General features: G+C 72.7%; 17 protein-coding genes. 6 read left to right on the top strand and 11 right to left on the bottom strand.

Features of this window, described 5'->3' with window-relative positions; translation table 11 throughout:
• Window positions 1–111 precede the first annotated feature (111 nt).
• From ACI6PP_RS10475 to ACI6PP_RS10465, 3 genes are read right to left on the bottom strand one after another with little or no spacing between them, the layout of a single operon-like run.
• Window positions 112–840 carry an ABC transporter ATP-binding protein gene (locus ACI6PP_RS10475; protein WP_421111420.1) on the bottom strand — a complete coding sequence of 243 codons (729 nt, stop codon included), beginning with the start codon at window positions 838–840 and terminating at the stop codon, window positions 112–114.
• A complete protein-coding gene (locus ACI6PP_RS10470; protein ID WP_421111418.1) occupies window positions 837–1,694 on the bottom strand; it encodes an ABC transporter permease in 858 nt (285 codons plus the stop codon). Before ACI6PP_RS10470 ends, ACI6PP_RS10475 begins: the two co-directional genes overlap by 4 nt.
• A 22-nt stretch (window positions 1,695–1,716) precedes the next feature.
• The gene (locus tag ACI6PP_RS10465) at window positions 1,717–2,166 is read right to left on the bottom strand and encodes a MarR family winged helix-turn-helix transcriptional regulator (protein ID WP_421111417.1); all 450 of its coding nucleotides are present in this window, start codon (window positions 2,164–2,166) and stop codon (window positions 1,717–1,719) included.
• Between the two features lie 484 nt (window positions 2,167–2,650).
• Here ACI6PP_RS10465 and ACI6PP_RS10460 point away from each other — a divergent pair, with 484 nt between their 5' ends.
• The 3 genes from ACI6PP_RS10460 to ACI6PP_RS10450 are packed head-to-tail and all read left to right on the top strand — an operon-like array spanning window position 2,651 to window position 5,346.
• Window positions 2,651–3,451 (top strand): ABC transporter permease, encoded by an 801-nt coding sequence (locus ACI6PP_RS10460; protein WP_421111415.1) that lies wholly within the window; start codon window positions 2,651–2,653, stop codon window positions 3,449–3,451.
• A gap of 46 nt (window positions 3,452–3,497) precedes the next feature.
• Window positions 3,498–4,547, top strand: coding sequence for a taurine ABC transporter substrate-binding protein (locus ACI6PP_RS10455; protein WP_421111413.1), 1,050 nt, complete (start codon window positions 3,498–3,500; stop codon window positions 4,545–4,547).
• Window positions 4,531–5,346 carry an ABC transporter ATP-binding protein gene (locus ACI6PP_RS10450; protein WP_421111412.1) on the top strand — a complete coding sequence of 272 codons (816 nt, stop codon included), beginning with the start codon at window positions 4,531–4,533 and terminating at the stop codon, window positions 5,344–5,346. The genes ACI6PP_RS10455 and ACI6PP_RS10450 overlap by 17 nt, the downstream gene beginning before the upstream one ends.
• Window positions 5,347–5,873: 527 nt before the next feature.
• Here the strand turns inward: ACI6PP_RS10450 and ACI6PP_RS10445 are convergent.
• On the bottom strand, window positions 5,874–7,691 hold the full coding sequence (locus tag ACI6PP_RS10445) for an EAL domain-containing protein (RefSeq protein ID WP_421111410.1): 1,818 nt from the start codon (window positions 7,689–7,691) through the stop codon (window positions 5,874–5,876).
• Complete coding sequence (locus ACI6PP_RS10440; protein WP_421111480.1) at window positions 7,688–8,509, bottom strand: alpha/beta fold hydrolase; 822 nt, start codon at window positions 8,507–8,509, stop codon at window positions 7,688–7,690. Before ACI6PP_RS10440 ends, ACI6PP_RS10445 begins: the two co-directional genes overlap by 4 nt.
• Window positions 8,510–8,847: 338 nt before the next feature.
• Here ACI6PP_RS10440 and ACI6PP_RS10435 point away from each other — a divergent pair, with 338 nt between their 5' ends.
• Entirely contained in the window at window positions 8,848–11,184 is a 2,337-nt protein-coding gene (locus tag ACI6PP_RS10435) for a GAF domain-containing protein (protein ID WP_421111409.1), read from the top strand.
• Between the two features lie 45 nt (window positions 11,185–11,229).
• Here ACI6PP_RS10435 and ACI6PP_RS10430 read toward each other — a convergent pair whose 3' ends face one another.
• Window positions 11,230–13,605, bottom strand: a complete 2,376-nt coding sequence (locus ACI6PP_RS10430; protein WP_421111407.1) for a putative bifunctional diguanylate cyclase/phosphodiesterase — start codon at window positions 13,603–13,605, stop codon at window positions 11,230–11,232.
• Window positions 13,606–13,989: 384 nt separating this feature from the next.
• On the opposite strand from ACI6PP_RS10430, the gene ACI6PP_RS10425 reads away from it, so the two are divergent.
• Window positions 13,990–15,027 carry a helix-turn-helix transcriptional regulator gene (locus ACI6PP_RS10425; protein ID WP_421111405.1) on the top strand — a complete coding sequence of 346 codons (1,038 nt, stop codon included), beginning with the start codon at window positions 13,990–13,992 and terminating at the stop codon, window positions 15,025–15,027.
• A 28-nt stretch (window positions 15,028–15,055) separates the two neighbouring features.
• On the opposite strand, the gene ACI6PP_RS10420 is transcribed toward ACI6PP_RS10425, so the two are convergent.
• From ACI6PP_RS10420 to ACI6PP_RS10405, 4 genes are all read right to left on the bottom strand, one after another.
• The gene (locus ACI6PP_RS10420) at window positions 15,056–16,231 is read right to left on the bottom strand and encodes a zinc-dependent alcohol dehydrogenase (RefSeq protein WP_421111403.1); all 1,176 of its coding nucleotides are present in this window, start codon (window positions 16,229–16,231) and stop codon (window positions 15,056–15,058) included.
• Window positions 16,228–16,581: a hypothetical protein gene (locus ACI6PP_RS10415; RefSeq protein ID WP_421111401.1), complete on the bottom strand. Its 354-nt coding sequence runs from the start codon at window positions 16,579–16,581 to the stop codon at window positions 16,228–16,230. The genes ACI6PP_RS10420 and ACI6PP_RS10415 overlap by 4 nt, the downstream gene beginning before the upstream one ends.
• A 125-nt stretch (window positions 16,582–16,706) precedes the next feature.
• Entirely contained in the window at window positions 16,707–17,282 is a 576-nt protein-coding gene (locus tag ACI6PP_RS10410; RefSeq protein ID WP_421111400.1) for a type 1 glutamine amidotransferase domain-containing protein, read from the bottom strand.
• 1 nt (window position 17,283) lies between these two features.
• Window positions 17,284–18,444, bottom strand: a complete 1,161-nt coding sequence (locus tag ACI6PP_RS10405; RefSeq protein ID WP_421111398.1) for a glutathione-independent formaldehyde dehydrogenase — start codon at window positions 18,442–18,444, stop codon at window positions 17,284–17,286.
• Between the two features lie 297 nt (window positions 18,445–18,741).
• Here ACI6PP_RS10405 and ACI6PP_RS10400 point away from each other — a divergent pair, with 297 nt between their 5' ends.
• Complete coding sequence (locus ACI6PP_RS10400; RefSeq protein ID WP_421111396.1) at window positions 18,742–19,743, top strand: hypothetical protein; 1,002 nt, start codon at window positions 18,742–18,744, stop codon at window positions 19,741–19,743.
• Between the two features lie 30 nt (window positions 19,744–19,773).
• On the opposite strand, the gene ACI6PP_RS10395 is transcribed toward ACI6PP_RS10400, so the two are convergent.
• On the bottom strand, window positions 19,774–19,938 hold the full coding sequence (locus ACI6PP_RS10395; RefSeq protein WP_421111478.1) for a helix-turn-helix domain-containing protein: 165 nt from the start codon (window positions 19,936–19,938) through the stop codon (window positions 19,774–19,776).
• Window positions 19,939–19,946 lie beyond the last annotated feature (8 nt).

Genomic DNA, 19,946 nt, shown 5'->3' with positions numbered 1-19,946 from the left:
GGGGTCGACGAAGGACGGCCGGAGCCGTCGAGAACTGGTGTGGGGCTGTGGACGGGAGGGCTCAGCGCGCCCGACATCGGCGGTGGTCGGCGAACGGGCCCACGGCGGGGCTCATGTCAGCTCCGCGACGATGCGGCGGTGGAGGTCGAACAACCGGGGGTCCTCGGGGTCGCGCGGGCGTGGGACGTCGACCCGGTGCTCGGTGCCCACCACGGCGGGGCGGTTCTCGAGCACGACGACGCGGTCGGCGAGCATGGCCGCCTCGAGCGGGTTGTGCGTGACCAGCAGCCCGGTGCGCGGCTTGTCGGTCCACAGCCGCTGCAGCAGCAGGCGGAGCTTGCGGCCGGTCAGCTCGTCGAGCGCGCTGAAGGGCTCGTCGAACAGGAGCACCTCGGGGTCGACGGCGAACGCCCGGGCCACGGCCACGCGTTGACGCTGGCCTCCGGAGAGCACTGACGGGTAGGCGCCGGCGTAGGCGGTCAGGCCGACCGCGTCGAGGATCTCGTCGACACCGGCCGTGCCGCGACCGGCGGCGTCGGCGGCCAGCGCGACGTTCTCCCGGACGCTGATCCAGTCGAGCAGCCGGGGCTGCTGGAACACCACGCCGAGTCGCGCCGGACGTGTCCCGTCGTCGACGCGCACCGTGCCGGCGTCGGGCTTCTCCAACCCGGCCACCAGGTGCAGCAGCGTGGTCTTGCCGGTGCCCGAGGCCCCGACGACGGCGACCAGCTCACCGGCCGGGACGACGAGGTCGAAGCCGTAGAAGATGTGCTGCTCGGTTCCGTCGCGGCGGTCGACGAACGTCTTGGTGACGCCGGCCAACCTGATGTCGGGGCTCATACGGACACCTCCCGGCGCCAGCGCGCCGAGCGGCGCTCGAGCGTCTGCAGGACGCCGTACTCGATCAGCGTCATCACGCCGGCGAACGCGATCGTCCAGGCGAGCACACCGGCCACGTGGTGCTGGGTGAACTCGAGGTTCAGCTGGTAGCCGACGCCGTCGGCCAGACCGAAGATCTCCACCAGGACGATCACCTTCCACGACAGGGCGACCCCGAGCCGGGCGCCGGCGAACAGGCCCGGCGCCAGGGCGGGGACCCAGAGCCGCCGCAGGCGTGTGCGGCGGCTGAACCGGTAGACGTGGGCCATCTCGAGCAGGGCGGGGTCGACGCTGCGCACACCCTGGGTGAGGTTGATGATCAGCGCGGGCGCCGCCGCCATGGCGACGACCAGCACGGGGTTGACCAAGCTGATGCCGAACCAGATGACGCCCAGCAGGGCCTTGACCAGGCCAGGGACGACCAGGCCGAGCAGCACCAGGGGTTCGAGGAACCGGCGGACCCACACGTTGCGGCCCATGGCGATCCCCACTGCGACGGCGATGACGAAGGCGAGCGCGAATCCCAGGGCGACCCGCAGCAGGGTCACCTCCAGGCTCTGCCACAGCAGGCCCGACTGCGCGATCCTGACGAACGCGTCCCAGATCTCCGGGAGGCCCGGCACCAGCGGGCTGTCGAGGCGGATCGTCATCAGCTGCCACCCCGCCGACAGCACGACCACCAGCGCGAGGGGCGGGCCCGCCGAAGCGAGCACCCGTCCGAGGACCGACCTCCGTCGCGGCCGCGGCGCGGCCAGGACCTCACCCGCACTCGGCACGTCGGGCTCGACGAGCGGCCTGGTCCGCAGCCCGCTCATCGCCGGCCAGCCGGGGTGGTGGTCAGCGTCGCGTGAGCTCGATCATCTGCTCGAGCGGCCCAGCTGCGGCCAGGAGAGCCGTGAGGTCGCCCTCCGGCAGGGCGTGCAGCTGGGTGACGAGCTGCTCGCTCAGCAGGCGCCGGTCGTCCAGGAAGCGGGTGCGGCCCCGGTCGGTCGCGTCGACCAGCCAGACCCGGCCGTCGCGGGGGTCGGGGGACCGTGACACCAGACCGTCGGCCTCCAGGTGGCGCAGCGTGCGCGAGATCGCGGTCTGCCCGACACCCTCGCGCTCGGCGAGGTCGCCGACCCTGAGCGGCCCGTACTTCACCACCGCCGCCAGCGCGGTGCGCGCCGACCGGGGCAGGTCGCCGGGGTACGACGATCCCAGCTGACGGGCCAGCTGGATCACGGCCACCTGCAGCCGCTCGACCTCCGCGAGCCGGGCACGTGGCGACACCTGGCGCGCGGTCATGGCCGCGATTATGGCAGGGCCTGAGAACCGAGGTCTCCAAGGCCGGGTGCAACAGGAGGTCGACCATAAAACTCACTCGACTTACAAGACTAATAACCGACACCGGGGTGCGGTCGATGCGGACGGGATGAAGGGAAACGTAACCGGCGTTAAGTATTTCTGGACCAGTTGTCCAGGATGTGGGACGAAGACGGACGGTGGTCGGACGCTTCGCCTCGTCGGTCGTCGATGATCTCGCCAGGTGAACCCGGACGCTCACATCCCAGTGATCGCCGGTGCCTGGGCCTCAGGGATGACCGGCTTATCCCACACATCCGGAGCGACCGGACCGCGATCCTGCGTCGCGAGACGGTCAGGGAAATTTCAGAACTAAGTCAGTCGGTTTGATCTACTACCGGCCGTGACGACGACCCAGGAACGCCCACCGGCGACCACACCCTCCCCACGCGGCCGGACCCGTATCGACAGCCAGGACACCGCGTCGGTGCTCGGCCCCCAGGGCCGGTTCGCCCGGCGCGTAGGTCTGCGCATCCTGGCCGTCGCGATCCTCATCGCCCTGTGGTGGGCCGTGGCCCGCTTCGGCGGGTACCCGAAGGTCTACACCTCGTCCCCCGGAGAGGTCGCCCGCACGTTCTGGGAGCTGAACACCACCCACGACGGTGTCCGCGGCTACGACGGCCAGTTCCTCTACGAGCACCTGGGTGCCAGCCTGCGCCGCATCCTGCTCGGCTCAGTCATCGGCATCGGCGCCGGTGTCGTGGTCGGTGTCGCGCTCGGCACGATCGGCTGGCTGCGCGTGATGCTGGAGCCGCTCGTGACGTTCGTCCGGGCACTGCCGCCCCTGGCCTACTTCAGCCTGTTCGTCATCTGGTTCGGCATCGACGAGGCACCGAAGATCTGGCTCCTCGCCGTCGCCGCGCTGCCGCCGGTGGCCGTCGCGACGGCCGCCGCCGTCGTCGCCGCGCCGATCAACCTGGTCGAGTCCGCTCGCGCGCTGGGCGCCGACCGGTGGGAGACCGTCAAGGACGTCGTGCTCCCCTCGGCGTTGCCAGAGATTTTCACCGGCATCCGCATCTCGGTCGGCATCGCCTACTCGTCGGTCGTCGCCGCCGAGACCGTCAACGGCCTCCCGGGCATCGGCGGGCTCGTCCGCGACGCCCAGCGCTACAACAACACCCCTGCCGTGCTCGCCGGGATCATCGCGATCGGCATCTCCGGTCTGGTGATCGACGGCCTGCTCTCCCGCACCGCCCGGCGCGTCGCGCCCTGGCGCGGACGCGTCTGACCATCCCCCACCCCACCCCCACCCCCACCCCACCCGAAGGACAGCCATGCCCCGCCACACCCGTCGCCTCACCGCCACCGCGGCCCTGCTCACCGTCGTCGCCACGGCCCTGTCCGCCTGCGGCAACGGTGCCGCCAGCCAGGCGACCGGCAGCGACGACAAGGTCATCCGCATCGCCTACCAGAAGTTCCCCAGCGGCGACCTGGTCGTCAAGCAGCGCGGCCTGCTCGAGAAGGCCCTGCCCGACTACGACGTCCAGTGGAAGGCCTTCGACTCCGGCGCCAGCATCAACACCGCCTTCGTCGGCAAGGCCGTCGACGTCGCCGCCATCGGCTCGAGCCCGGTCGCCCGCGGTCTGTCCGAGCCGCTCAACATCCCGTACAAGGTCGCGTTCGTGCTCGACGTCGCCGGCGACAACGAGGCCCTCGTCGCCCGCAAGGACACCGGCATCACCGACGTCGCCGGTCTCAAGGGCAAGAAGATCGCCACCTCGTTCAGCTCGACGGCGCACTACAGCCTGCTGGCCGCCCTCGACCAGGCCGGCCTGAAGGACTCCGACGTCGACCTCATCGACCTCGAGCCGCAGGACATCCTCGCCGCCTGGACCCGCGGCGACATCGACGCCGCCTACACCTGGTTGCCGACGCTCGACGAGCTGCGCAAGGACGGCACCACCCTGATCGCGAGCCGCCAGCTCGCGACGGCCGGCAAGCCGACGCTCGACCTCGGCGTCGTCTCGGACTCGTTCGTCGACAACCACCCCGACGCCGTCGACGCGTGGCGCAAGGCCGAGGCCGAGGCGCTGCGCGAGATCGAGTCCGACCCCGGGGCCGCGGCCAAGGACGTCAGCGCCGAGCTCGGCGTCACCCCCGCGGTCGCCGCGGACCAGCTGAAGCAGGGCGTGTTCCTCACCCCCGAGCAGGTCGCCAGCACCGAGTGGCTGGGCAGCGAGGGCGCGCCGGGCAACGTCGCGCAGAACCTGCACGACGGCGCGAAGTTCCTGGAGTCCCAGAACCAGATCCCCAGCGTCCCCGACCTGTCGGTGTTCCAGAAGGCGCTCTACGTGAAGGGTCTGCCCGGTGCCCTCGACCAGTGACCTCACGGGTGCCACGACGACCGGCACCGACTCGACGTCGGCGGTGAACCTGACCGGCGTCGAGCACAGCTACGGCACCGGCCGCTCGCAGGTCACCGCCGTGGGACCCGTCGACCTCGACGTCCCCGACGGCGAGTTCGTCGTCCTCGTCGGAGCGTCGGGATGCGGCAAGAGCACCCTGCTGCGCCTCATCGCCGGCTTCGAGGAGCCCACCACGGGCAGCGTGACGGTCGCCGGTCGTCGGCCGCAGCCCGGACGGGACGCCGGCGTCGTCTTCCAGCAGCCCCGACTGCTGCCGTGGCGGACGGTCGGCGGCAACATCGATCTCGCGCTCGGCTACGCCGGCGTGCCGCGCGACCAGCGCAGCGACCGACGTCGCGAGCTGCTCTCGCGGGTCGGGCTCGAGGACGTCGACGACCGTCGCATCTGGCAGATCTCCGGCGGCCAGCAGCAACGCGTCGCGATCGCCCGGGCCCTGGCGGTGGACTCACCGCTCCTGCTGCTCGACGAGCCCTTCGCCGCGCTCGACGCACTCACCCGCGAGCGACTGCAGGAGGACCTGCGCCAGGTCAGCGCCGAGACCGGCCGCACGTCGGTCTTCGTCACCCACGGCGTCGACGAGGCCGTGTTCCTCGGCAGCAGGATCGTCGTGCTCACACGACGCCCCGGCACGGTCGCGCTCGACCTGCGCGTCGACCTCCCCCGCACGGGCGTGTCCCCCGACGAGCTCCGCGCATCGCCGGAGTTCATCGAAGCACGCGCGGGGATCTCGGCCGCCGTGCGCGCTGCTGCCGTCTGACGACCCTGGCCCGGGTGCCGACCGTCGGCACGAGGCGGTCGGGCCTGGGGCCGGCGGGTGTGCCGGCTGTTGCAGACGCCGTCGTCGTCCGATGTCGACTGCCGTGCCGACACCGCGCTGCCACGGCTCGCCGTGCCCGGGAAGGAGCCAGGCCCGCACCGGTGTCGGCGAGTGCGTCGAGCGAGCGCCTGGCCTCGCGACTCGAGGCAGTGGCTGCCCCGCTGACGATCTGCGGGCCGGCGCGGCCGGTGTAGGGGTCACGGGTGACCTGGGCGTCGCCGGTGACCAGGGTGTCTCGCTCGGGGAGGTGGATGGCGCGCTCTGCCTGGGCCCGCGAGCCGCGTGCTCCCCGCGCTGGCAGGCACGCGGGCTGGTCCACCAGTACGTCGACGTCGTCCGCCGCGGGGAGGACGACGGACGCCAGGTGTCCGCCGCCGTCGCCGTCGCCGTCGCCTCGGCCGCCCGGCCAGGACGATCGCCGAGCACGTCCACGAGCACAGGTCCGCGCTCACCTGACCTCCCGTTCCTCAGGCGGTGGCGGCGTGCACCCAGTCGGCGAACTGCTCCGGCGGCAGCGGGGCGGTGAAGAGGAACCCCTGGCCGAGCTCGCACCCGAACGCGAGCAGGAGCTCGCGCTGACGTGACGTCTCCACCCCCTCGGCCACGGCGCAGACGCCGATGGCCTGGGCCAGCTGGACGCACGTCGAGACGATGGCCCGGTCGCTCCCGGCGCCCGCGTCCAGGCCCAGGACGAACGAGCGGTCGATCTTCAGCTCGTCCAGCGGGAACCGCTGCAGGTACGTGAGGCTCGCGTACCCGGTGCCGAAGTCGTCGACGGCGAGCCGGACGCCGAGCGCCTTGAGGGCCTCGAGGGTGGCCGACGCCGCCTCGGGGTGCTCGATCAGCGCCGTCTCGGTGATCTCGAGGACGAGCCGCCCGGCCTCGAGCCCGTGGACGGCGAGGATGTCGGTGACCGTGCCCACCAGCTCGGGGTCCGACAGCTGACGGGCCGACAGGTTGACCGAGACGTCCAGCGGCGGCAGACCGGGGAAGTGGCCGGTCCAGCGCACGGCCTCGGCGACGGCCGCATCGAGCACCCACTGGCCGACCTGTCGGATCAGCCCGGACTGCTCGGCGACGGGGATGAAGTCCGACGGCGGGACGAGGCCGCGTTCGGGGTGCATCCATCGCACCAGGGCCTCGGCACCGGTCGGCAGACCGGTGCGCAGGTCCACCCGCGGCTGGTAGTGCACGCGCAGCTCGCCGCCGAGGACGCCTCGACGCAGATCGCCGAGCAGGCGCAACCGGTCGACCGCGGGGTCGACGCTGGTGGGGTCGTGGACCTGCACCTGGTTGGGCCCCGAGGCCTTCGCCCGGTACATCGCCACGTCCGCGTGGTGCAGCAGCTTCTCCGTGGCGTCGAGCTCGTCGCTGCGCAGGGCACCGCCCACGCTGGCCGTCACCACGATCTCCAGCCCCTGGATCACCACGGGCTCGGCCAGCGTGTCGAGGACGGCTCGGGCCATGGTCACCGCGTCGTCCGGGCCCGCGACCTCGCCGGTGACCACGAACTCGTCCCCGGAGAGCCGGGCGACGATGCCGCCGGGGCGGGCGACCGAGCGCAGCCGGTCCGCCACCACCACGAGCAGCTCGTCCCCCGCCGCGTGGCCCAGGCTGTCGTTCACGGCCTTGAAGTGGTCGAGGTCCATGAAGAGCACGCCCAGCGTGGACGCCGCCTGCCCCTCGGCGGCGAGCACCTGGTCCAGCCGGGCGATCAGTCCGGCCCGGTTGAGCAGGCCGGTGAGGGCGTCGTGGGCGGCCAGGTGGCGGGCCTCGGCCTCGGCCTCCGCGCGCCGCGCCTCCGACGACTCGGCCCGCCTGAGCGCGCCCACCAGCTCGTGCTCGTACTGCCGCCGGTGGTGCGCGCTGAAGACGATCACGCGCACCTCGGCGGGAGCCGTCGCGCCCGGCGCCGTCCGGGTGGCGCTCAGCAGCGCCGGCCGCAGGCTCCCGTCCGCCGCCACCACCTCGACGAGCACCTCGGCCAGCGCTCCCGACGTCCTCAGCTGGGGCAGGCAGTGCGCGGTGTACAGGATCTGGTCGCCCATCGGCAACAGCGACTGCAGCCGGGCCCCGACCAGCTCGTCGCGCCCGTGGCCGGTCCACTCCAGGAAGGTGTCGTTCACCCGCGTGATCGCGCCGTCGTCGTCGCAGGTCAGGTACCCGCACGGCGCCTGGTGGTACAGCTCCTCGTACTCCTCGGCCGGGGTCGTCGCCAGCCGGTCCTGGCCGCCGCGGGCCTCGGCCGGACCGTCCGGGCCCGACGCGGCGGCCAGGAGCGTCATCGGGGCCGGCCGAGGTACGCCCGGATGACGGTGGCGGTCTCGAGGGGCGCGCTGACGTGCGGGCAGTGGCCGGTGGCGGCGAGCTCCACCAGCTCGCTGCCCGGGATCCGCGACCTGAGGTAGCGCCCGACCGTCGGCGGCGCCAGCAGGTCGTCGGCACACTGCAGCAGCAGGGTCGGCGTGGTGACCTCGGGCAGGAGGTGCCGGCAGTCGGACAGGAACGTGACGCGGGCGAAGTCCCGGGCCACGTCGGGGTCGGTCCGGCAGAAGCTCTCGGTGAGCTCGCCGGCCAGCTCGGGCGACCCGGGGTTGCCCATCACCATGGGCGCCAACGACGCCGCCCAGGCGAAGTAGTTCGTCTCCAGCGATCGCAGCAGCCCGTCGACGTCGGCCCGCGAGAACCCGCCGTCGTAGCCGTCGGCCGGGTCGTCGAGGTAGTAGGGGGACGGCGCCACCAGGACGAGACGGGCGAGGCGTCCGGGCTCCCGCACGGCGGCGGTGAGGGCCATCATCGCGCCGACGCTGTGGGCGACCACGGTCACGTCCGTGAGGTCCATGACGGTGCAGATCTCGAGCAGGTCGGCGGCGTACCCGTCGAGGGTGGAGTACCGCTCTGAGTCGTACGCGTCCGCGTCGGACCCCCCGGACCCGACGTGGTCGAGGAGCACCACGCGGTAGTCGTCCACGACGTGAGGGAGCAGACGGTTCCACATGCCCTGGTCGCAGCCGAAGCCGTGCGCGAACACGATCACCGGAGCGTCCGGCCGCCCGAGGACACGGACGTTGTTGCGGCGACGGACGGCGGCCTCGGTCGTCATGACGTCCACGACCTCACCGACCCGTCGGAGCAGCAGGGCACGGTGGGAGCAGGGTGGGCGGGGCCGGGAGCCGACAGGGCTCCGAGCCCGGGGAGAACAGCAGAAGAGGAAGACATGGAACCCGTTCCACGACGTCAGGGTGGAGCCCGGGTCCAGGGGCTGACTACCACGAATGGATGACTTGTCCACGATATCGCCCGGGGACGGCGACGCAGATCAAAACGGCCGAATCTACGCACGCTGCAACGCGCCGACGTGCCAGGGCCCCGCGCCCGTCCGACGTCCCGGCACCGGGTCTACGGTGACGACAGATCGCAACGGACCCTGGAGGTCGACGCGTGACGTCCCACCATCCTCGCGGTCGGCCGACGGACGAGGACGTCGCCCGCCACGAACGCGCGGCCGAGCTGATGCGGAGCCAGGCCCGGTTGCGCCGGCTGGTCGACGTGAACCAGTCCCTGGTCGAGCAGGTCGACCTCGCACGGCTGCTGCGGCGGCTCGTCGAGTCCGCCGTGGACCTCCTCAACGCCCGGTACGGCGCCCTCGCCGTCACCCGCCCCGACGGTGGTCTGGAGCAGTTCATCCACGTCGGCGTGGACGAGCAGGTCGCCGGTCGGGTCGGTCACCCGCCGCGGGGCACCGGGATCCTCGGCTCCCTCGTCGACGACCCCGGCCCGATCAGGCTGACCGACGTCTCCGCCGACAGCCGCTCGGTCGGCTTCCCGGCCGGCCACCCGCCGATGCGCGGCCTCCTCGGCGTCCCCATCCGGGTGGGCGCCGACGTCTACGGCAGCCTGTACCTCACCGACCGCCTCGAGGGCGACTTCACGGCCGAGGACCAGGAGCTGGCCCAGGCGCTGGCCGCGACCGCCGGCCTCGCGATCTCCAACGCGCGCCTGCTCGCCGACTCCCGCCACCGTGAGCGGTGGGCCGCCGCATCGGCGCAGATCACCCGCGAGCTGCTCCTCGACGGGAGCGACGACGCGCTCGACCTGATCGCCGAACGGGTCCTCGAGCTCGTGGACGCCGACCTCGTCGCGGTGGTCCTCCCGGGCGGCTCGGACGACCTCCTCACCATCCACAGCATCGTCGGCCTGCACGCCGAGGAGGTGCGCGAGCTGCCCGTGACCCGCCGGGGGTCCCTCGTCGGGCGGGCGCTGGACGCCGGTCGTCCGCTGCTGGTCGACGACTTCAACCAGATCGACGGCCTCACGGCGATCCCCGGTGACCGACGTCGACTCTTCGGTGCGGGCATGGCGCTGCCGCTGGTGGCCGGTCGCACCGCCGGCGGCGCCCTGTCCGTGCTCCGCCGGGCGGGGGCGCCTGCGTTCGTCGATCGTGACCTCGAGCTCGTCGGCTCGTTCGCCGGTCAGGCCGCGCTCGCGCTCGAGCGCGCCGACGCCCAGCGACGGCTCGGCGCGATGCAGCTGCTGGAGGATCGCGACCGGATCGCCCGCGACCTGCACGACCACGTCATCCAGAGGCTCTTCGCCAGCGGCCTCGCCCTCCAGGGCCTCGCCGCCGCCACCGACGCCCGCGACCGCGCCGCACGGGTCTCGCGCCTGATCGAGGACCTCGACCAGACCATCGGACAGATCCGGACGAGCATCTTCGCCCTCCGCGGCGACGACGGACCGGTCGCCCGGCTGCGCACCCGCGTCCTCCACGTGCTGCGCGACGTCGCACCCGTCACCGGGTCGACCCCGTCCGCACGGTTCGAGGGCGCCGTCGACGCGACGATCGTCGACGACCTGGCCGACGACGTGCTCGCCGTCGTCCGCGAGGCCGCGACCAACGCCGGACGGCACGCGCAGGCCTCGCACGTGCAGGTGCTCGTGGCCGTCGACGCGACCCACGTGCGGGTGGTCGTCGAGGACGACGGCGTCGGGCTGGGGGCGACCGAGCGCCGCAGCGGACTGGCCAACCTCCAGGCCCGCGCCCACGTGCGCGGCGGGCGGTTCTCCCTCGGCGACGCCACCCCGGCCGGCACCCGCCTGACCTGGACCGCGCCGATCGTGGGGACGCCCGTCATCGGACTGTTCGTCGTGGACGACCACGAGCTCGTGCGTCGCGGGCTGATCGACCTGCTGGGTCGTGAGGACGACATGACCGTCGTCGGGGAGGCCGCGACCGTCGCGGACGCCGTCGCGCGCATCCCGGCGGCCCGTCCCGACGTGGTCGTGGTCGACGGCAGGCTGCCCGACGGCAGCGGCATCGAGGTCTGCCGGTTCCTGCAGGACGCCGACCCCCCGGTCCGCTCGCTCATCCTCACCTCCTACGACGACGACGAGGCGCTGTTCGCCGCGGTCCTGGCCGGGGCCGCCGGCTACCTGCTCAAGGAGATCGGCGGGTCCCGGCTGGTCGAGAGCATCCGCCTGGTCCACGACGGCCGGTCCCTGCTCGACCCGGTGGTCACCGAGCGCGTGATGCGCCGGGTCCGCGAACCGCACCACGCCGATCCCGTCCTGACCAGCCTGACGACGCGCGAGCGCGAGATCCTGCTGCTCGTCGCCGACGGCCTGTCCAACCGCCAGATCGGCCAGAGCCTGTTCGTCGCGGAGAAGACCGTCAAGAACTACGTCTCCTCGATCCTGGCCAAGCTCGGCATGGAGCGCCGCACCCAGGCCGCGGTCTGGGCCGACCGGGCGCGCGACGACCTCGGTCGGACCGACTGAGACCGGGCGCCTCGGGGCCGCCGGCACGGCGCCCCGGCCGCTGCGTCACAGGGGCTCGGGACGCCCGAAGTAGTAGCCCTGGCCGTAGTCGACCCCGAGCTCGGTCAGCAGCACGGCGGTGTCCTCGTCGGGCACGTGCTCGGCGACCACGACGCCCCCGAGGTCGTGGGCCACCGAGACCACGGCCCGGATGATGCTGCGGTCGGTGGCCTCCTCGAGCGCGCCCCGGACGAACTCGCCGTCGATCTTCACGGCGTCGAACGGCAGGTGCTTGAAGTAGTAGAACGACCCGTAGCCGGCACCGAAGTCGTCGAGCGCCAGCCAGCACCCGGCGTGGCGCACCGCCTCGGCGAAGTCCCGGGCGCGGTGCATGCTGGCGATCGCCGCGGTCTCGGTGAGCTCGATGGTCAACCGTCCACGGGGCGGTCCGCCGGCCTCGATCATCTCGATGGTGCGCCGGAGGAAGTCCGCGGCGTCCAGCGAGCGGGCCGACACGTTCACCGCGACGCGCGGGGGCCCGTCCGGCTGCTTCAGCACGTCCAACGCCTGCTGGAGCACCCACAGGTCGATCCTCGCCGACAGCCCGATGCGCTCGGCGATGCCGAGGAAGCGGTCGGGCATGACGAGCCCACCGTCGTCGCCGCGCAGCCGGATCAGCATCTCGACCGACTCCAGCCGGCGCGTGTGCAGGTCGACGACGGGCTGGGCGTGCAGGACGAACCGGTCCTCCTCGACCGCTCGCCTCAGCCGGGTGGTCCAGCACAGCCGGGTACCGGACCTCGGCATCGCGGCGTCGACGCCGTCGAACACGACGACCCGGTCGCGGCCGGCGTCCTTGGCGTCGTACATCGTGAGGTCGGCCGTCGACATCACCTCAGCCGGTGTCGCGTCGGGGTCGTTCAGGACCAGCAGCCCGATGCTGGCCGTGACGTGGCCGGGCAGCTGGGGGTCGAACGTCGCGAGCTCCTCACGCACCAGGCGCACCAGGCGCTCGGCCACGGTGGTGGCCTCCTCGACGCTCTGCTCGGGCAGCAGCACCGCGAACTCGTCACCGCCGAGACGCGCGACGAGGTCGGTGTCGCGCAGCTCGCGCCGGAACAGCTCGCCGACGGCGACGATCAGCTGGTCGCCCGCGCCGTGCCCCAGGGCGTCGTTGACGTCCTTGAACCGGTCGAGGTCGATCATCAGCAGCGACCCCCGGGGCCCGTACCGGCGGCACATCACGAGGTGGTCGGCGAGCACCTGGTCGAACTTGCGCCTGTTCGCGAGCCCGGTCAGCGGGTCGTGCCCGGCCAGGTGGTCGAGCCGCCGCTCGAACCTGCGACGCTCCGACACGTCGACCACGTGGAGCAGCAGGGAGGCCGACGCGCCGTCCGGGCTCTCGAGCAGCGCGGCCTGGACCAGCAGGTCGACCGCGCGCTCGCCGTCGGCGACCTCGGTCTCCCAGCTGTCGCCGCGACCGTCTCCCGCTCCCAGGTCGTCCACGACCTGGGGCCAGGAGCGGGGGCCGAGGAGCCCGGAGCCCTCGAGGGGGCGGCCCACCAGGTCGGCCCGGGCGCGGCCGAGGATCGCGCACAGGGCCGGGTTGGCCCGCGTGACGATCCCGTCGGACGAGGCCACGCAGATGCCCGTCGGCGCCTCCTCCACCAGCTGCTCGACCTGGTGTCGCAACGCCAGCACCTCCCGCTCGCTGGACGGGGCGTCGCCGGCGTCGTGGGCCGGGACCGCCGCGTCGACGTCGGTGCACCCCGGCACCGCCGGGAGGTCCGGCGCGAGGAGGACCGTGTGCTGAGGTGTGCTCGCCCCCTCCAGCCCGGGCCCGCACCACGGAGCGCGATCGTCGTGCGGCGCGACCGCCCCGGCGACCACGATGTCGAGGTCCCCGTCCAGCAGGGGCACGAGGGCGCCGGGCGCCTCCCCCGCCGGCCCCCGCCGGCGGTCCGCACGCTCTCGCGACCGGCGAGCGAGCTCCTGGACGACGGGCGCGACGGTCCACACGACCGCCAGCCACACGGCTGCCTGCCGCCACTCCCCGACCGCACGGGCCTGTACGCCCTCGACCAGCAGCGGGCCGACGAAGACCAGCACGACCGCGAGCCCGGACGCCTGCAGCTGGCGGCGGGTGCCGTGGAGTGCGAGCCACAGCACGGGGAGCACCACCAGTGCCCCCAGACCCGCGGAGCCACCGCCGGCGCCCTCACGCACGGTCGCGACCACGCCGAACAGGGCCATCGGGGCGATGCCGTCGGTCCAGGCGGGCCATCGACGCCACGGCAGGACGATCACCGCGGCGACCACGGCGGCCATGGCGATCCCGGCCAGCGACAGCGTCTCGAGGTCGAGGTCGTAGGGCGGCAGCGCCAGCGTCAGCACCCCGAGGGCGGCGCACAGCGCGAACGGCCGCACCGCCTCGGTCGTCATCGCCCGGGTCGCGCCCGCGACCGACGCCGTCGGCACCATCAGGTGCCGGCCCTGGCAACGATGATCCTGACGCCCATGGTCGCTCCTCGCGGTCCGTCCCAGGCTCTCCCGACCGGCGCCCGGTGTCACGGGCCACGCGCCGGACCCCCTTCGGGACCTTCGACCCTGGCGCCGGGGTCGCGGGGTCCTCACCGGTCGGACGCCGCCGGGGCGGGCGCGGCGACGAGCGGCCCGGGCCGGGGATCGCCCAGGTCCGGGGGCCGTCACAACCCCCTGTTCATGTCCGGTTCGTGACGGTACGGTGCGATGGCGAGGTCGCTCGAAGACCCGGCCGCTGCCGACGGCTTCCCCCGACGATCGTCGAACGTGGTGGAGGGATGCTCCGTGGTCGAGGCCGCCGGCACCGCACTGGGTCGCATCGCCGCGTCCGCCGCCCCGCTGCCCGAACGGGCCCTGGACCTGCTCCTGGCCCTGCGGTCCTGCATCCCGTTCGACGGCGCGTGGGTGGCCTACGCCGACCCCCGCGGAAGCAGGTACCAGTCGCTCGCGAGCGTCGACCTCGACGACGACGTCCTGGAGCTCTTCAGCGGGCCTGCGATGGCGCACGACATCACCGCCACGGGTGGCGACCGTGACCGCGCGCCGGTCAGCCGCTCGGACCCCGGACACCCCTCGCCAGAGGAGCGCACCACCTGGTCCGAGTGCCTCACCTCGGCCGGCATGCACGAGTCGCTGTCGGTGGCGCTGTTCGCCCGAGGAGGCCGACACGTCGGGTTCGTGACCCTGCTGTCCAGGAGCAGGTCGGCCCCCACCAGGGCCATGCGACGCCGCCTCGCCATGCTGGCACCGGTGCTGGCCCTGGGCATCGACCCGATGCCCTGCCTGGTCGCCACCACCCGGATGGCACGCGGCGTCACGGCCGGGATCGTGATCCGCGACGACGGACGGACCGAGACCCTGCCCGGTGTGCTCGGCGACCTCCTCCTGGCACCTGGCTCACCGGTCCTCGAGATCGCCCGCCGACGCCTCGGGCTCGGATCGCTCTACTCGAGCTTCCTGTGGCCGCTGGGCGGACCGTTCGCACCCGACGGCCACGCACGCATCACCGTCGTGGCGGCACCCGACGACGTGCCGACCCTGCTCGTCGGCGTCGCGATGGTGTCGGCACCGCAGCACCTGCACGGGCTCACGACCCGCGAGCTCGAGGTGCTCGGACTCGTGGTCGACGGCCGCTCGAACCAGCAGATCGCCCACGCCCTGGTCGTCGCGCCACGGACCGTCGCCGCGCACGTCGAGCACGTGCTCGTCAAGCTCGACGTCACCTCACGGACGACCGCCGCCGTGCTCGCCGAGCGCGAGGGCCTCTACGTGCCGCCGCAGCCGGCCCCCCGTGCGGGGAGTCCGGCTGCGGCCGGGGCGTGAGCCCACGTCGTGCTGGTGGCCGGCGGCGTCAGCCACCCGGGCGGAACACGGCACGGACGCAGCCGTCCTCCTTGTCCTTGAACATCCGGTAGCCCTTCGGCCCGTCGTCGAGGGTCATGACGTGGGTGGCGAGGTGCTCGGTCCTGACCTCGTCGCGGCTCATCCGCTCCAGGATCTCGGGGACGTACCGGTGCCCGTGCTGCTGGGCACCACGCAGGGTCAGCCCCTTGTTCATGACCGCACCCAACGGGAACTTGTCCACGAGCCCCGCGAAGACGCCGAGGGTGAACACCATCCCGCCCTTGCGACAGGCGTGGATCGCCTCACGCACGGCGGTGGGACGGTCGGTCTGCAGGCGCAGCTGTTGCTTGACCTGGTCGTAGAGGTGCTGCGCACCCGAGGAGTGGGCCTCCATGCCGACCGCCTCGATGCACACGTCGGGACCGCGTCCGCCGGTGATCTCGCGCAGCTCGGCGGAGACGTCCACCTCCTCGTAGTCGAGCGTCTCGGCCCCGACGTGGGTGCGGACCTGGGCCAGACGGTCGTCGAACCGGTCGATGACGACCACCTGCTCGGCGCCCATGAGCATGGCCGCACGCGCGGCCATCTGGCCCACCCCTCCCGCACCCCAGACGGCCACGACGTCCCCGGGCCCGACACCGGCCTGGTGCGCCCCGGTCCAGCCGGTGGGCGCCGCGTCGGAGGCGAACAGCGCCCGCTCGTCCGAGACGCCGTCGGGGACGGTGAACGCACCCTGGTCCGCGTAGGGCACCCGGATGTAGGTCGCGTGGCTCCCCGCGTAGCCGCCCAGGGCGTGCGAGTAGCCGAAGCAGCCGCCGATGGACTGGCCCCAGAGTGCTTCGGTGATCCCCGGGTTGGGGTTGCCGTTGTCGCACAAGGACCACAACCCCTGCCGGCAGTACCAGCAGTGCCCGCAGCTGACGAACGACACGACGACGACCCGGTCTCCGATGCGGTGGTTGACCACGCCCGGACCGGTCTCGACGACCGTTCCCATGAACTCGTGGCCGAGCACGTCCCCGGCACGCATCGCGGGGATGTAGCCACCGACCAGGTGCAGGTCCGATCCGCAGGTCGCGCTCAGCCCCACCTCGACGATGATGTCGTGCTCGTTGAGCAGCCGGGGCTCGGGGACGTCCTCCACGCCGATCTCGTTCACCCCGCGCCAGGTCACGGCCTTCACAGCACACCGCCCTCGGGCGCCCTGGTCGTCAACGCTTCCAACAGGGCACCGGCCGGAGTGGCGGTGCGCTCCCCGTGCGGCGTGGGATCGACGACCAGCACCTCCCCGACCTCGAGGAGCTGCTTGGCACGACGGAGCGCGGCGCGGAGCTCGGCCAGGTCGTCGGTGCCGGTCAACCGCTCGGGCCCGTCGGCCGGCGCCACCGAGTCGTGCCACCGGACGGCCAGCTCGGTGCCCCTGCCACCCGGAGCCGGACGCGACCGGACCTCGATCCGGTCGTGGAGCTCAACCAGAGGCTGCGGCAGGTCGGCTGGTTCGACGTCATCCGGTTCGCGCAGCACGGTGACCACGAGCCATCCAGACCTCGAGTCCCCGGCGGCCGTCCGGTCCTCGGACCTCACGGCGGATCGCACCCGGCTCGCCAGGGCACCGCCCAGGTAGGACGCACGGCGCGCCACCACGTCGATCGGCGACGTCATGACCGGCTCCCGACGCCGGCACCGGCAGAGGCCCCGTCGAACTCCTCGACGATGCGCTCGCAGAAGGCCGGCAGGTCGTCGGGGGATCGACTGGTGGTGATGTTCCCGTCGGTGACGACCTCCTCGTCCACGACCTCGGCGCCCGCGTTGCGCAGGTCGGTACGGATGCTCGGCCACGAGGTCAGTCGTCGACCTCGGGCTACGTCGGCCTCGACGAAGCTCCAGGGGCCGTGACAGATCGAGGCGACCGGCTTGCCCGACCGGACGAAGGCCCGGACGAACCGGACCGCCGCGGGCTCCACCCGCAGCCTGTCCGGGTTGACCGTTCCCCCGGGGAGGAGGAGCGCGTCGTAGTCGTCGAGGGCCACGCTGTCGACCAGCGCGTCCACCTCGAACGTGCCCGCGTCGACGAGGTCGTGGTGAAGCGCCTGGATCTCGCCCCACCTCAGGGAGACGAGGTCGGTACGAGCCCCCGCGTCCTGGAGCGCGCGCCGCGGTCGATCGAGCTCGACCCGCTCGACCCCGTCGGCGGCGAGGATGGCGACACGGCATCGACTCAGCATCCCGTCCATGTCAGGCTCCCGCCTCGGCCATCGCCGGGTGCAGCACGACCTTGGTCCAGCCCTCGTCGCGGTTGTCGAAGTGCTCGTAGGCCGACGGTGCCTGGCTGAGGGGGAGCTCGTGGCTGACGATGAAGGACGGCTCGGCCTTCCCCGCGGCGATGAGGTCGCGGAGCTGCCGGTTGTACCTCTTGACCGGCGCCTGGCCGCTGCCGAGGTGCTGGCCCTTGAACCAGAAAGTGCCGTAGTCGAACGCGAGCCTGCCCTGTCTGGCCAGCTCGTCGGCGGCTCCGGGGTCCTCGGGCACGAAGACGCCGACGCACCCGATCGTGCCGGTGAACCGTACCGAGGCGACCAACCGGTTCATGGTCAGGTTGGCTCGCTCCTGTCCGTCCGGCTCGTGCGCCTGGTAGCCCACGCACTCGCAACCGTTGTCCGCCCCGAGCCCCCTCGTCTCCTCGAGCACGGCCTGCACCGGGTCGACCGTCGAGTCGTCGATGGCGATCGCGCCGATCGACTCGGCGAGCCGGAGACGGTCGGGGTGCCGGTCGACGACCATCACCTTGCTCGCGCCACGGATGGTCGCCGAGAGGGCGGCCATCAGCCCCACGGGGCCGGCGCCGTAGACGACGGTCTGGTCGCCCGGCTGCACCCCTGCCATCTCGGTGGCGTGATAGCCCGTCGGGAAGATGTCCGAGAGCATCACGTAGTCGGTCTGACGCTGCTCGGCGTCCTCGCCCAGTCGCAGGCAGTTGAAGTCGCCCCACGGCACGCGCAGGAGCTCTGCCTGCCCGCCGGCGTACGGGCCCATGTCGGCGAAGCCGTAGGCGGCGCCGGCCATCTGCGGGTCGGGCTGGGCGGTCAGGCAGTAGTTCGTGAGCTGACGCTCGCAGTTCTTGCAGTGCCCGCAGGCGATGTTGAACGGCAGGACGACGTAGTCGCCGACCTCGACCTTGTCGACGCCGTCCCCGACCGCGACCACCTCGCCGAGGTTCTCGTGCCCGAACGAGCGACCCGACTCGAAGTCGGTGCGCCCCTCGTACATGTGGAGGTCCGAGCCGCAGATGTTCGCCGACGTGATCCGCACCAGGACGTCGGTCGGGCGCTCGATCCGTGCGTCCGGCACTTCCTTGACGCTGACCTGTCGCGGGCCTTCGTACACCACTGCTCTCATGTCGTGCTCCCTCGTCGCGTTCCGGGCGGTCTCGGTTCGGACCGGAACCGCCATCGAACCCAGCGCGACGCGGGACCGGTATCGGCAGACCTGCCGATACCGGGCGGCTCGTCCGCGCTCGGGCGACCGCTCCAAGGCGGGTGCGCCGGCCGTCCGTACCGGTGGAGCGACCCTGCTCGTCGGTGCGGCACGCACGTGCGCACACCGGTGGCGGACCACGCTGCCGGTCCCCTGCCGTGTGCGCAATGGGCCGTCCTGCCGATGGCGGCCACCGTCGCGGCGACGGTGTGATGCCCCATGAGGACACTGCAGATCGGTCTCGTGGCGGACCCGGCCGCGCCGACCACCATCGCCCGGAGGATGTCCGACCTCGACGCGGACGGCGGAGCCGCCCCGTGGAACATCACCGTCGTCAGCGAGCCGTTCACGACGGGCTCCGAGGACGTCCAGGCGGCCGTCGACCGGTTGCAGGACCGGGCCAGGGAGCAGGACTGGGACCTCGTCGTCGGCCTCACCGAGCTGCCCCTGCACGACCACGAGGGTCGGCACCTGCTCGTGCAGACCGACCCGGAGCAACGCACCGCGGTCCTGTCGCTGCCGGCGCTGGGCGGGTTCAGGATGCACGCGCGCTCGCGACGGGCCGTGCGCTCGTTGCTCCGGGGAATGTCCGAGAACGGCGCGGAGGAGGGCGAGCATCGGGTGGTCCTGCCGCAGCTGCGGGGCCGGTGGCGCCTGCTCCTGGGCATGGTGCTCGCCAACCGCCCGTGGCTGCTGGTCCCCGGACTCAAGTCGGCCCTGGTGGCGGCGCTGGCGACCGGAGCCGTCGCCACCGTCAACTCGACGGTGTGGGTGCTGGCGGGATCGCTGTCGTGGTGGCGCCTGGTGATCGCGTCCGTCGTCTCGATCGTCCTCGTCGTCGCCTGGCTCGTGATCGACGGCGAGCTGTGGGACCGCCCCGAGGACGACTCCCCCCAGGCACGGGAGAGGTCACGCCTCTACAACACCTCGACCCTGCTGACCCTGACCGCGGGTGTGCTCATCTGCTACGTCGCCCTCTACGTGGTGAACCTGGTCTGGGCGTTCTTCGTCCTCGACCCCGACGTGATGGGCGGCTACCTGAACGCGTCCCTCGGCTTCCCCGACTTGTTCGTGCTGGCGTGGTTCGTGGCGTCGGCGGCGACCGTCGGTGGCGGGCTCGGGTCCGGCCTCGAGACGGACGAGGCGATCCGAGCCGCCGCCTACTCCAAGCGCGAGGAGGACCGGCGGTCCCGACTGGCGGACGACCAGCCGTCGGGCTGAACAGCCGGCGTTCCGCGCGAGCCGGCCGGCCTACCGTCGCAGCGTGTGGCTCGGCAGGACACCGAAGGTGGATCTGTACCGCGCCGCGAACCGACCCGGGTTCGCGAACCCCCACCGGGCGGCGACGGCGGCGACGGTGTCGCCTCGGGTGGGGTCGGCCCGCTGCAGCTCCTCGTGGGCGCGTTCGAGCCGCACCCGCCCCA

It is taken from the genome of Solicola agrisoli (assembly GCF_049059935.1).
Classification (GTDB): Bacteria; Actinomycetota; Actinomycetes; order Propionibacteriales; family Nocardioidaceae; genus JAURVT01.
Note: the sequence above shows the minus strand (reverse complement) of the source record. Positions and strands in the feature narration are given on the sequence as shown.

Coding starts and splice junctions, on each gene's coding strand:
- ACI6PP_RS10405 (WP_421111398.1), bottom strand. CDS start 18,444: ATGAGAGCAGTGGTGTACGAAGGCCCGCGACAGGTCAGCGTCAAGGAA.
- ACI6PP_RS10470 (WP_421111418.1), bottom strand. CDS start 1,694: ATGAGCGGGCTGCGGACCAGGCCGCTCGTCGAGCCCGACGTGCCGAGT.
- ACI6PP_RS10410 (WP_421111400.1), bottom strand. CDS start 17,282: ATGGACGGGATGCTGAGTCGATGCCGTGTCGCCATCCTCGCCGCCGAC.
- ACI6PP_RS10465 (WP_421111417.1), bottom strand. CDS start 2,166: ATGACCGCGCGCCAGGTGTCGCCACGTGCCCGGCTCGCGGAGGTCGAG.
- ACI6PP_RS10430 (WP_421111407.1), bottom strand. CDS start 13,605: ATGACGACCGAGGCGGTGCGGCCGTTCGCGCTGTGCGCCGCCCTCGGG.
- ACI6PP_RS10455 (WP_421111413.1), top strand. CDS start 3,498: ATGCCCCGCCACACCCGTCGCCTCACCGCCACCGCGGCCCTGCTCACC.
- ACI6PP_RS10440 (WP_421111480.1), bottom strand. CDS start 8,509: ATGACGACCGAGGCCGCCGTCCGTCGCCGCAACAACGTCCGTGTCCTC.
- ACI6PP_RS10445 (WP_421111410.1), bottom strand. CDS start 7,691: ATGACGCTCCTGGCCGCCGCGTCGGGCCCGGACGGTCCGGCCGAGGCC.
- ACI6PP_RS10400 (WP_421111396.1), top strand. CDS start 18,742: ATGAGGACACTGCAGATCGGTCTCGTGGCGGACCCGGCCGCGCCGACC.
- ACI6PP_RS10475 (WP_421111420.1), bottom strand. CDS start 840: ATGAGCCCCGACATCAGGTTGGCCGGCGTCACCAAGACGTTCGTCGAC.